The sequence below is a fragment of the Rhizobium sp. USDA 4016 genome, from assembly GCF_056279705.1.
This window is the reverse complement of sequence record NZ_JBWCCY010000003.1, coordinates 149468-161602: the sequence shown is the minus strand read 5'-3', so window position 1 is coordinate 161602 and position 12135 is coordinate 149468. Positions and strand designations below refer to the sequence as shown.

The following is a 12135-nucleotide window of genomic DNA, read 5'->3' as shown; positions in this document are numbered from 1 at the left end:
CGGTACCAACGTGCAGCCGAATTCATGGAGGTCGTTCAAGGATTGTGGGATAGTTGGGCGGACGATGCATTCATTAATGAGCGTGAATCCGGAATATATTTCGACCACAGAAAATGAACTTTTTGAACCACAATGGAGAATATTTTGCAGTTCGCGTTCCTCTGAATATATCTCGTTCGCCACAAGGGTATCCTGTTCTTGCGCAGGCAGGTAGCTCGCCCACCGGTGCCAGGTTTGCAGGTCAATATGGCGAACTGATCTTTACGGCGCAGCAAAGCATCGAGGATGCGAAAACGTTTTATAAATCGGTCAAGGGGTTCGCAAGGGACTTCGGTCGATCTGATGCGGACCTTGTTGTGATGCCCGGGATCGTTCCAATCGTGGCACCAACAGCAGAAGAAGCCGAGGAAAACTACATGCGCTTCAATCGCTAATCCACGACGACATTGCTCTTGAACTAGTTAAGCGACTCCTCGGCTACGCAATCGATGTCGATAAACATTCGCTCGACGATCCGGTTCCCGATGAAGTAGATGAAACAAACAATATGCAGAGTCGCCAGAAACTGCTGATCGACACGGCGAGGAAGAAGCATTTCACGATTCGGCAACTCGCCGCTCTCCTCGGCATTGGAAGAGGACATTTGGTTTGCGTCGGCTCGCCCGGCGAAATCGTCGATCAAATGGAGCAATTTTTTACTGAGGGCGCCGCCGATGGCTTTATTATAATGCCTCCAATGTTCCCTGACGGTTTGGATGACTTCCTTCGACTGATTGTTCCCGAGCTTCGGCGTAGGAATTTGTTCCGGTCTGAATATAATGCAGCTTCGCTGCGCGAAAATCTTGGGTTAAAGCGGCCCCCGAACAAGCGGGCGAACCTAATACGCCCGCGGTGTAAATGGAACGGACTTCAACGATCGTGAATATTTGACTTCGTATGCGGCACACATGCAGGCGATGTAGAGCGCGGCTATTACGAGGCACCAACTGAGGGAGATTCAAACGACACATTTTGGAGAATTGGTCCGGCATTCACATATGTACTCCTCGCCATGCGCCAAGTCGCTCGTCGAAGTACCGGAACCTCGGATAGGCGTAATTCGCGAGTGCCAAGGATTAAGGCAGCCGCTCTGCCAACTCCCGCTCGCAGCCCGATCTCATGGACCAAAGGTGCTCGAGCGTGATCTTGCAGGCCTGCTTGTCGCAAAGCCGGTCGATGAGAGCCTCTGAAGCCCCTTCGTTATTCCTGCCGCGGAAAACGCTTGTCGCTAATTACCGCAGGCCGGCGCTCATACGCCCATTCCAGAGAACAAGCGAAACAGGTTCTGTGCACTAACGTTTCGCCCACTCAGGATGACCGCAACAGTCAATCCCTCAACCGGAGCGCGCCTGCTGGTGATGGCTGCCAGGGCGGCACCTCCAGGCTCGAGCACCAGACCGAATTCTTCCATCGCCGTTTCCATTGCTCCAACAACGTCCAGATCGGAAACAGAGACCATCTCCCTGATCAGCCGCTTGTTGATTTCGAATGTCAGTGCACCAGGCGTGGGCGACTGAAGGGCATCGCAAATGGACCGATGCCGCTTGCGGATTCCTGACAAGCTTGCCCTCACTCAAGGATCTCGCCGTATCGTCGAAATTTTCCGGCTCAACGCCTATCACTGCCGTTGCAGGGGACATCGTCTGCAATGCAAGGGCGCAGCCTGCTATTAGCCCCCCGCCGGAACAGCCGACGAAGACTTGGTCCAAACTGGCGCCCAGCGGCTGTACCTGATTGACCAGTTCGATCCCAACCGTGGCAGCCCCAGCAATGATCTGTTTATCGTCGAAGGGCGGAACGAGGACAAGATCTCGCTCGGCTGCAAGTTTGTCGGCGAGTTCGACCCGGTCTTCACGTTCCTTATCGTAGAACACGATCTCTGCGCCAAGCTCCCTGATTTTTCTAGCCTTCAGTTCCGGTGCGTCCGATGGCATAAGGATGACCGCTCTGGTCCGAAGGTGGCGGGCGACAGCCGCCACAGCCCGACCGTGATTACCAGATGAGTATGCGACGACACCTCGCTCCAGTTCCTCGCGCGATAGTTGGGACATCTTGTTGAAAGCGCCGCGCAGTTTGAACGAGCCTGTGTGCTGAAGGCATTCCGCTTTAACTAAGATCCGGGCACCGTACTGGTCATTCATGTGGGCGGACTCCAGTACAGGAGTGCGATCCGTTTTGCGGCAGCATCCAGGGCATAAAAGCTGGCAGGAGAAAAGTCCGGTTGAAACTTCATCGATTTTCCTCGTTGTCCTTCCGCCCACGTGATCGCGGGCCACGCTGGACCGATCCTCCCGTCGGAAATGGCGTGGTCCGTTTCCGTCGAGCGTGCCCAAGATCACCGAACGCCGGCATCCGTGCGCTGTGGATAGTTATTGTCACTTATGAACCACCATTCGCCTGTTTGATTAGGTGGTTTCACTGGAGGATGCATTTTCACCGATCGCCGTCATAAGCACATCGAGTATGCTATCGATGGTGCTCGGGCTTTGATACACGTAGCCTTGAGCGTGATTTGGACCAATAGCCAGGAACAGGCATTGCAATTCCTCTGGCTCCAGCCCTCCGTGGCTGCCTCTTGAAATCGCGCTGCAATCATAATCCGCCACGGGGCTTTCTTTCGAACGTGCCCGAGTCGTGAACGCAATGTCTGGGGCTCTTGAGTTCGTGCCCATCAGCGTGCTGATGGGCAGCGCGCCGAGCGGGGCTGCCTCTTCCAAGCTGTCAGGCTGCCAAAACACATGACCGATCCAAGGTTTTTCAAGGAGCTTCTCGGCGTAGCCTCTTGAGTTAGTCCGCTCTTGCTCGTGGAGGTAAATTGACGAAAAACGTGAAACGCGGAGAAAGCAGCCGTCGGCAGCGTCCTGGCCGTATCCTTGGCCGAATATTGCCGCCAGATCATCGCGAATGCTCGAATTAGGCCGAAGCCCAATATGGCCATGGTCGGAAATGACGAACAAGGAACAAATCTCATCCGCATTCGCCTTCCACCAGTTGAGCACCCGCCCGAATTGCTCATCCGCGGCTGCCAGAGTCGCGGATATCTCTGGTCCACTGGTGCCGAAGGCGTGATAGCTTTCATCCGGTTCATTCAGCCAGAGGAGCCCAACATCAGGACACACTTCCGAGGTTACGTATTCTAGGAACACATCTACGGCATACCGAACGGCATCAATGTCAGGTTTGCTTCGTGGTGGACACGTCCCGAATTGGCTCAGGATCTGTTCCACATGTGCCTGTGGATATGAATGCTCTGGTGCATGACAGGAAAGTGAGAAGTTGCCTAAGCTTTTCCCGCAAGGATCCAAAACCCGGGCAATACCCGATGACGCAGTCGTAATAACGGCCAGCCTGTTTCCCAACGTATGAAGGCGTTCGCCCAGTGTCTGCGTCTGGACCAACCGGCCGTTGCGTTCAACCCAGGAATCGATTTGCTCTGCCGAGCACAGGTCTACGGTTGTGGAGCCAGGCTTGCCCCGATCGAGAAATTCGTTGGCGACGATACCATGTTCGTGGACCTTCAGGCCGGTCACCAGAGACGCTGCATTCACCGCTGTTTCTGAAGGCGCGACTGCGCGATGATCGGCATGCAAGGTGCCAAGCGCGTAGGCCGAATGCAGGTTCGGCATGTTCTCCGCCGTAACTGAGGAAGGAATGAGGCTGTCCAGGACAACAACGACGACCTTGGGCACCCTTGTGCGTGGGCAATTCGAACCCATGTGGCTCTCCTGACTTCGTTTTGTTTCGATAGAGGGTCGCTGCAATTCGGAAATTCGAGGGCGACCATCAAATCATTTTGCTACCGGCTGTGACAATCATTGAATATTGCGATGTGATACTCACAATTCCGGATCGCTCGGACAGGCCATCTCCGTCCTGAACAACGGAGATGCCGAAAACGAGTTGATCCATATTGGCAGGGGGCGTGAGCCGCATGGTGCCCTCCTATCGCAGAAATTGCTTCTCGCCGGCCTTGACCTGATCCATCTTCTGCAGCCGGAAGATCTCTTCCACTGAGACAATGTTCTTGTGGACGTTTTGGACGCCGCCATCCGCAATGATCCGCCGGAAGGCATCCTGCATCGCTGTCGTCGCGGCCCGAATTCCATAATTCCCATAAATGGTCATCTTGATATTGCCGAGGGCGCGGATGCGAGTGGCATCGAGTTCCGGATAGGCGTTGGGAACGATGACAAGTGGGACAGGTACCTTCCACGACCGCGAGAAGCTCTCGATCTCGGCCGGATCCTTCTTCTTGGAGTGGATCAGGATCATGTCGGCGCCGGCTTCGGCATATGCCATGCCGCGCTTAAGCGCCTCCTCTTCCCCGAGACCGGCAATCAGGGCCTCGGTGCGGGCGATCACGATGAAGTCCGGGTCGGTTCGCGCCGAAACCGCGGCTTCGATCTTGCCCTGAAACTCCTCGATCCGAAGCAGTTCCTGGCGCCCATCCGCCGCAAGACTGGTGACCTTGGGGAAGGTCTTATCCTCGATCACGACTGCTGCCGTGCCGGCTTTCTCGTATTCACGGACGGCGTGAATAACGTTCAAGGCGTTGCCGTAACCGGTATCGATGTCGGCCACGATTGGTAGGGACGACTGACCGGCTATGGCGCGCAGCATGTCGAGATGCTGTGTCATCGTGATCAGGCTCATATCTGCGAGCCCGTACAGGGCCGAAAGCTCGAAACCCGACGCCCAGAGACCGTCAAAGCCTGCTTCCTCGGCGAGAATTGCCGAGAGTGGGCTGTGAGCGGCCATGATGTGGACCAGGCCGCGTTCGGCCACGCGGTTACACAGTTGCTTTGCTTTGCTCATAGGTCTTCTCACTTTCGGAAAGAGCTTCGCAGGCTGCAAGAATGCGGCCGCAGGCCCGCTGTAGGTCTTCGATGGACGCGGCGTAGGAGATACGGATATAGGGCGAGGCCATGAAGCCCGAACCCGGGACGACAGCGACGCCGAAGTGCTCCAGAAGATACATCGCAAAATCCATATCGTCTGCGATCACCGTGCCCTGAGGAGTGAACTTGCCGAGCACGCCGGCGCAGTTAACGAAGACATAGAAGGCGCCATCCGGTGTGCGGCATTTCAGGCCCTCGGCTTCGTTGATTCTTTCAACCACGAAATCACGGCGCTTGCGGAACTCGGAGACGAAGGTTCCAACGTAATTCTGATCGCCTCCAATCGCTTCGATCGAGGCAAATTGCGAGATTGAACTGGTATGGGACGACGTCTGTCCCTCGATCGTGTTCATCGCTTTGATCAGGTCGGTCGGTCCGGCGCCGTAGCCGAGGCGCCACCCCGTCATGGCGCTTGATTTCGAAACGCCATTGACGGTCAGGATACGATCGATGAGATCCGGCGCCGCTTCGGCCATGGTGGCGAAGTGCACGTCGTAGACAAGCTTCTCATAGATGTCGTCGGCGAGCACATGAACCTGCTTGTGTTCGCGAAGGACTTCGGCGAGGCAAGCGAGATCGGATTTGGAATAGACGGCGCCCGTCGGATTGTTGGGCGAGTTCAGCATCAGCCACTTGGTACGCGGCGTGATTGCCGCTTGAAGATCCTGCGGCTTGAGTTTGAAGCCGAACTCTTCGTGGCATGGGATCAGAACCGGTTCGCCGCCGGCTAACCGAACCATGTCCGGATACGAGACCCAACATGGCGTGGGGACGATGACTTCGTCGTCCGGATCGAGGCTTGCAAAGAGCGCGTTGAACACAATCTGCTTGGCGCCGCAGCCGACGGTGATCTGATCGATGTCGTAATCAAGCTCGTTGTCGCGCAGCAGCTTCTGCTGGATCGCCTCGCGCAGCGGCTTGACGCCGGCGACAGGCGTATAACGAGTCCTGCCGTTGCGAATGGCGGCAATTCCGGCGTTCTGAACCGCTTCCGGGGTGTCGAAGTCCGGCTCGCCCTGGCTCAGTGCAATGACGTCAATGCCCTTTTCTTTCAGGGCAGCGGCGGCGGCCGTCATGGCCTTGGTCTGGGAGGGGCGGACGGCTTGTAGTCTTTTAGCGATGAGTGGCAAGGCGACTCTCCTCGAAGCTCTGGATCTGACCCAGAACTACCCATGGAGGTCATCGCACGCCAGTTTGGGTATCGCCAAAAGCTCCCAAAATGATCGGATTTTCCGATATGACTGCACGTGGCCCTATTTGGCCGAGACCTCATCCTCCGTCATCTTGCGGCAAAGTCGAGTGAGCCACCGGCAGAAGGCGCGGGCAACGTCGGGATTGTTGCTGCGATCGATCGCATAGGCGCAATACTGCATGCCGCTTGGCGCCCGCGACCCGGGAAGGGCTTCCACCAGCCCTTGCCGTATCAACTCGGCGACAACGATGTGCGGCGTCACCAGCAAGCTCTGTCCGGTCGTGACCGCCGGGAGCGCCAGATAATGGTGATCGTAACGTGCACCCGACGTGATATCTGATGTCTTCAGGTCCATTCCACGCAGCCACGTCGGCAGAATGTCCGGGCGCGAGGTCACGGCAATCACTGGAGTATTGCGCAAGGCTTTCAGTCCGCGGCCTGTGACACAGTCCGGCGCGCCGACACAGACAAGTTGCTCATCGTAGACGTCCCAGCGGTCACCCGGTTCGCTCAGCGTTAGGTCGCGGGTAAGCAGCACGTCGAAACTGTCGGTGGTCGCGGGAGCGGTCAGTGTGCTTATGACGTCGACCGTGACGCCGCCCATCTCCTTAGAGAATTCGCGCAAATTTGGAATGAGGACCGTGTAGGCGAAGGTCGCCAGCGACGTCCGTACGACGAGGCGGTTGGCATCCTTCCTGCCGTTGCGACGCATCCGTTTTGCGGTAAACAGGATTGTGTCGAGTGGTTCGGCGACCGCATCGGCGAACAGCCGTCCGAAATCGGTCGTTTGAGTGCTGCGGCCCCGGCGCTCGACGAGTGTAGCACCGAGATACTCCTCTAGCACGGCCAAATGACGGCTGGCAGAACTTTGGGTTATCCCAAGACTTCTGGCGGCACGCGTCACGCTATGCTCACGGGCAATTTGCACAAACGCGCGTACGGCATTGAGAGGTAGATCTTTCCTGTCCGACATATCGGCCTTCCATTTTGGGCGCAGCATCGCGAATCGTCTGTTGAATATCGAATTTTTCGATGTCCGTCATTTGCCTGTATCAAAATTCGCTAAATAGCTACCAGCCAACGCTATAAAATTCTGGCCTGGTAAGGGGCCCTCGCAAAATGAAGGGGAACAAAATGGCGGAAATTTCCATACGGAGCGTCCATAAATCCTCCGGCGCAACGGCTGCTCTAAAGGCGTCTTGCTTGAAATCGCCGACGGCGAGTTCCTGACGCTGCTCGGACCCTCCGGCTGCCGAACGTGAAACGGCCTCTGCCTATTCGTACGGGCCTTGATGTGCGGACTGATGTCAGTCTCGTGTGCGGCCGGCCTCATAATCGGAATCGATCAAAGCCGTTCCATTTGGTCGGCAGCCACCGATAACGCCCACAATTCGCGGTGCCGACAGGTGTCGCCCAGCAACCGCAAAAAGGAATCGATCATGCACGACCTGACTTTTACTAGACGCAGTTTGCTCGTAGCTGGTGCGGCGGGCGCTTTCGTGTCAATGACAGGCCAGCGATTAGACGCAGCTCAAGGGGCCGACCGGCGAACACTCCGAATCGGCATGTCTGGCTTCCCATCGGCCATTGAGCCAGTCCTCTACAACAGCACTGCCACGCGTCGGGTCGTCCCTCAGATTTTCGATACACTCATTGGTTTCGATCAGACCGAAAGCATGGCACTAAGGCCGGCTCTCGCCGAACGCTGGGAGCGCATCGACAATACGGCCCTGCGCCTTTTTCTGCGCACAGGCGTCACCTTTCACGACGGAAGTCCATTCACCGCCGGTGATGTCGCCTTTTCGCTCAGTCCAGATCATCTCCTCGGGCCTGGAAAGGCAGGCAAGACCGTCGCCATGCAAACGCTCGAAACGATTGACCGAGTCGAAATTGCCAACGACCACACCGTTATCATTCACGCCAAGGGTGATGATGCACTCCTCGAAAAGAGACTTGCATCCTGGTCATCGGAAATCGTTGGCAGCCGTGCTTTTGAGGCAGCGAACTCCTGGGACAAATGGATTGCAGCGCCTGTAGGAACCGGTCCGTATCGCGTCGTCAGCCAGACGCTCGATGTGAACGTCGTATTGGCCAGCTTCGACGATTATTGGGGTGGAAAGCCGCCGTACGCGGGTATTGAGTACCGGATCATCCCAGAGCTTGCTTCACGCATAAACGCGCTGTCGGCCGGGGAGGTGGATTTAATCACCGATCTTACTCCGGACATGTTTTCTGGGATCGAAGGCCAGCCAGCGCTCGAAGTGGCGGGCGGTGCGGTACAGAATATGCGCTCCCTGGCGATTGATACGACGGGACCCATTCTCTCGAAAGTTGGCGTGCGACGGGCACTGAGCCTGGCACTCGATCGCAAGGCTCTCGTGCAGGCGCTGTGGCACGACAAGCTGCCCATTCCGAATGGCTTTCAGTTCCCGAGCTTCGGAGAAGGATTTATCGAGGACTTCCCTGCCTTGGCGTATGATCCCGACCTCGCCCGTGAGCTTTTGGCCGAAAGCGGCTACAAGGGCGAAACCATCACCTACAAGCTTTTGAACAACTACTATCCGAACCAGGTCGCCGGAGCCCAGATTATGCTCGAGATGTGGCGGTCCGTTGGCCTCAATGTAGAGATTCAAATGATGGAGAACTTCGCGCAGATTCACCAAAAGCCCATTAACGCGATCTACGACAATTCAACCACCGCGATTTTCCCGGACATTCTCGCTCACGCTTGGCGGCTCCTGGGTCCCAAAGGCGAACTTCCGAAGCTGGAAATGTGGCAAGACAAGCAATTTTTTGCTCTTGGCGAGAAGCTCAAATCAACGGTCGACGCAGCCGACCGGCGCGTGATCCTCCGCAGGATGCTGGAGATCATACATGATGAAAACCCGCCCTGTGTCGTTTTGCACGGTTCCGGGCAGTTCTACGGCAAGCGCAAGGACGTCGACTGGGTAGCGGGCCAAACCCTCGATCTGGATTTCGGTCCATTCAACGCCGCCTAAAACAGAACTGATGGTTACGCAAGGAGGGACGGTGGTGGAACATCCTGCCGGCGCCACAGCAGCCGCTTTCTCGGCGACTTCGTCGCCGGGACCGTTGCTCACAATCGAAGGCCTGACGGTCGACTTTAACGATCTGCGGGTTCTCAGGGGAATCGACCTCACGCTTGCCCGGGGAGAATCGCTCGGTATCGTCGGCGAGTCAGGCAGCGGCAAGTCCGTGACCTGGCTTGCCACTCTGGGTCTTCTTCCAAAGACGGCTATGGTGGCAGGAAGCGTCCGGCTGGACGGAGACGAACTGCTAAGCGTGGCGCCGGCGCGGCTCGATCGCATCAGAGGTGGACGCGTGGCGATGATCTTCCAGGATCCATCAAGCGCGCTCAACCCTGTCCTCCGGATTGGCCGGCAGATCGGCGAAGTCCTCAGCCGCCACCAAGGTGTTTCCGGTTCGAGCATCCGGGCGGAGACAAAACGTCTGTTCGACCTCGTCGGCCTGCCGGACGCGGCACGTCGGTTCGACGCCTATCCCCATGAACTGTCCGGCGGTCAGAACCAACGGGTCATGATCGCCATGGCGCTCGCCGGAAAACCGGACGTCCTGGTTGCCGACGAACCGACGTCCGCGCTTGATGCCACGATCCAGGCGCAGATACTGGACCTCCTGACCACCATCAGGCGCGAGACCGGCATGGCTCTTGTTCTCATCAGCCACGATCTCGGCGTCGTTTCGGAAACCTGCGAGCGCATCATGGTCATGTATGCCGGCAGTGTGGTCGAGACGGCAGCGTCGGAGTCGATCTTCGCAAACCCGCAGCATCCTTACACTCAAGGCTTGCTTGCGGCCTTGCCGCCGTTCGAGGGTGCATTGCATCGGCTTGTTCCCATCGAGGGACGGGTGCCGGAGCCAGCAAAGATGCCTTCTGGATGCGCCTTTGCGCCCCGCTGCCCACAGCGCATCAATGCTTGCGAAACAGCCGTACCGCAACTCATGCCAACCGAAGTCGGCCGCTTCTCCGCCTGCATCGCCGGTGCCGCCGCGACGGGCCAGCAGACCCGCAACCTCAACAAAAGCATGCTGGCATGACCGCAAACATTCTTGAACTCCAGAACATCTCGCGAAGCTATGCGACACGGCAGGGGCTCTTCGGAAACAACGTTCCTGTCCGGGCTGTCGATGACGTATCACTGTCTTTGCAACCGGGCGAGACGCTGGCGCTCGTTGGCGAATCCGGTTCGGGAAAGTCAACCACAGGTCGGATTGCGCTCGGCCTTGAACGGCCGAACAGCGGACATGTGCTTTTCCGTGGGTCTGAACTGCCGCCGGCCGATACGCCAGCGTGGCGCCGTTTGCGCGCGCGCATGCAAATGATCTACCAGGATCCGCTCGCCGCGCTTGACCGCCGGTTGGCCATCCTCGACCAGGTCCGGGAACCCCTGGACATTCACGAGGTCGGACCGGCATCCGATCGGAACGACAAAGCGCTGGCTATGCTCGGCGCTGTTGGCCTCAATGCCAGTCATGCGGCAAGCCTGCCGTTTCAACTGTCGGGTGGGCAGCGTCAACGTGCTGTTCTTGCCCGGGCGCTGATCATGCAACCGGCGTTATTGGTCTGCGACGAGCCGGTCTCGGCTCTGGACGTTTCAATTCAGGCACAGGTCGTAAACCTGCTCATGGACCTGCAAAAGGACCTGCGTCTCAGCCTCCTCTTCATCAGCCACGATCTGAAAGTGGTTCGCCAGGTCAGTCAGCGGATGGCTGTGATGTATCTCGGACGTATTGTAGAGGTCGGTGAGACAAATCTTCTGCTCTCAAGCCCCTCGCACCCCTATACAAAAGCGCTGGTCTCGGCGGTGCCTGTTGCGGGCCGACGTACGCGCGAGCGCATCATCCTAAAAGGCGAACCACCCAACCCTGCTGCGCGGCCAACGGGCTGCGCGTTCCACCCGCGCTGTCCCATTGCGCGCCCGCAATGCGCGCGTGTTTCCCCGACAGCCTCAACCCTGCCGGACGGACGATCCGTTGCATGCCATGCTGTCGATACCAGCCCGCAAAACGAGGAGGTGGGAGCTTGATGTTTCGATACTCTGTCATCCGTATCCTGCGCGCCCTCCTGACGGTCGTGCTGGTGGTTACCTTCGCGTTCATCGTGCTCCGGCTTTCGGGAGATCCGGCCCGAAGCATTATGGGCGATGACGCCTCCCACGAGGCCATGACCGCCTTTCGCCGGGAGTGGGGTCTCGACCAGCCGCTCTTGATGCAGTACCTCCACTACTTCGCTGCGATCTTTCAGGGCGAGCTCGGCCGATCGATGCGGGGAGGTGGACCGGCGCTCGACATTGTCCTGTCACGGATCCCGGCAACGCTGATGCTGACCCTGCCGGCGCTCTTTATGAAGCTGGCGATCGGCATTCCAGCCGGCATCTATGCCGCCTTGCAGCGGGACAGCGCCATCGACCGCGCCGTCATGGTCACCGCGGTCGCAGGCTACACGGTGCCAAGCTTCGTGCTTGGCCTCGTACTGGTTCAACTCCTCGCTATCTGGTTTGCTTGGTTGCCGACCGGCGGCACGGGCAGTCTGCAGCATCTCATCCTGCCGATCGTCACGCTCGGCGTCGGGGGCGCCGCGGTGCTTGCCCGTTTTGTTCGAAGTGCAATGCTGGAGGTGCTGGGGCAGCCTTACATCCGGACTGCCAGTGCCAAGGGAATGCCCTGGGCCGCGGTCGTGCGCGGTCATGCACTGCCAAACGCCGCAATTCCAACTGTCACCATCATCGGCTTCATGGTTGGCAATCTGATTGCGGGTTCGGTCGTGGTCGAGAGCGTATTCTCGTGGCCAGGTGTCGGCAATCTGCTGGTCGTGTCGGTGGCGGCGCGAGATCTGGCGGTCGTCCAATGTATTTTGTTGCTGGTCGCCATCACAATGGTGCTCTCCAATCTCATCGTCGACTTCCTCTATGGCTTTCTCGATCCGCGCCTTGCTAACGCCAACGCGACTGGAGGACACTGAGC

12 protein-coding genes and 1 pseudogene are annotated in these 12135 nt (G+C 57.9%); 5 read left to right on the top strand and 8 right to left on the bottom strand.

The genetic code is table 11. From position 1 onward, the window contains the following. The first annotated feature begins 113 nt into the window (after positions 1 to 113). Entirely contained in the window at positions 114 to 434 is a 321-nt protein-coding gene (locus ACZ9DP_RS13815; protein WP_476202455.1) for an LLM class flavin-dependent oxidoreductase, read from the top strand. A gap of 23 nt (positions 435 to 457) precedes the next feature. Here ACZ9DP_RS13815 and ACZ9DP_RS13810 read toward each other — a convergent pair whose 3' ends face one another. The 8 genes and pseudogenes from ACZ9DP_RS13810 to ACZ9DP_RS13775 form a co-directional block, all read right to left on the bottom strand. Continuing rightward, a complete protein-coding gene (locus ACZ9DP_RS13810; RefSeq protein ID WP_476202453.1) occupies positions 458 to 682 on the bottom strand; it encodes a hypothetical protein in 225 nt (74 codons plus the stop codon). A 606-nt stretch (positions 683 to 1288) separates the two neighbouring features. Next, positions 1289 to 1612, bottom strand: coding sequence for a pyridoxal-phosphate dependent enzyme (locus tag ACZ9DP_RS13805; RefSeq protein WP_476202452.1), 324 nt, complete (start codon positions 1610 to 1612; stop codon positions 1289 to 1291). Next, positions 1602 to 2300 (bottom strand): annotated as a pseudogene (locus ACZ9DP_RS13800) (threonine ammonia-lyase); the annotation flags it as partial. The pseudogene ACZ9DP_RS13800 and the gene ACZ9DP_RS13805, both read right to left, overlap by 11 nt. A 144-nt stretch (positions 2301 to 2444) precedes the next feature. After that, the gene (locus tag ACZ9DP_RS13795; RefSeq protein ID WP_476202450.1) at positions 2445 to 3755 is read right to left on the bottom strand and encodes an alkaline phosphatase family protein; all 1311 of its coding nucleotides are present in this window, start codon (positions 3753 to 3755) and stop codon (positions 2445 to 2447) included. A 67-nt stretch (positions 3756 to 3822) separates the two neighbouring features. After that, positions 3823 to 3972 carry a hypothetical protein gene (locus tag ACZ9DP_RS13790; RefSeq protein ID WP_476202449.1) on the bottom strand — a complete coding sequence of 50 codons (150 nt, stop codon included), beginning with the start codon at positions 3970 to 3972 and terminating at the stop codon, positions 3823 to 3825. A gap of 9 nt (positions 3973 to 3981) precedes the next feature. After that, positions 3982 to 4854, bottom strand: coding sequence for an isocitrate lyase/phosphoenolpyruvate mutase family protein (locus ACZ9DP_RS13785; protein ID WP_476202447.1), 873 nt, complete (start codon positions 4852 to 4854; stop codon positions 3982 to 3984). Continuing rightward, positions 4829 to 6067: a pyridoxal phosphate-dependent aminotransferase gene (locus ACZ9DP_RS13780; RefSeq protein WP_476202446.1), complete on the bottom strand. Its 1239-nt coding sequence runs from the start codon at positions 6065 to 6067 to the stop codon at positions 4829 to 4831. The genes ACZ9DP_RS13785 and ACZ9DP_RS13780 overlap by 26 nt, the downstream gene beginning before the upstream one ends. Positions 6068 to 6190: 123 nt before the next feature. Further along, on the bottom strand, positions 6191 to 7102 hold the full coding sequence (locus ACZ9DP_RS13775) for a LysR family transcriptional regulator (protein ID WP_476202444.1): 912 nt from the start codon (positions 7100 to 7102) through the stop codon (positions 6191 to 6193). 466 nt (positions 7103 to 7568) lie between these two features. Here ACZ9DP_RS13775 and ACZ9DP_RS13770 point away from each other — a divergent pair, with 466 nt between their 5' ends. The 4 genes from ACZ9DP_RS13770 to ACZ9DP_RS13755 are packed head-to-tail and all read left to right on the top strand — an operon-like array spanning position 7569 to position 12133. Continuing rightward, positions 7569 to 9128, top strand: a complete 1560-nt coding sequence (locus ACZ9DP_RS13770; protein ID WP_476202442.1) for an ABC transporter substrate-binding protein — start codon at positions 7569 to 7571, stop codon at positions 9126 to 9128. A gap of 34 nt (positions 9129 to 9162) precedes the next feature. After that, the gene (locus tag ACZ9DP_RS13765; RefSeq protein ID WP_476202440.1) at positions 9163 to 10209 is read left to right on the top strand and encodes an ABC transporter ATP-binding protein; all 1047 of its coding nucleotides are present in this window, start codon (positions 9163 to 9165) and stop codon (positions 10207 to 10209) included. After that, positions 10206 to 11198, top strand: coding sequence for an ABC transporter ATP-binding protein (locus tag ACZ9DP_RS13760; protein ID WP_476202438.1), 993 nt, complete (start codon positions 10206 to 10208; stop codon positions 11196 to 11198). Before ACZ9DP_RS13765 ends, ACZ9DP_RS13760 begins: the two co-directional genes overlap by 4 nt. Beyond that, complete coding sequence (locus ACZ9DP_RS13755; protein ID WP_476202436.1) at positions 11198 to 12133, top strand: ABC transporter permease; 936 nt, start codon at positions 11198 to 11200, stop codon at positions 12131 to 12133. Before ACZ9DP_RS13760 ends, ACZ9DP_RS13755 begins: the two co-directional genes overlap by 1 nt. Positions 12134 to 12135 lie beyond the last annotated feature (2 nt).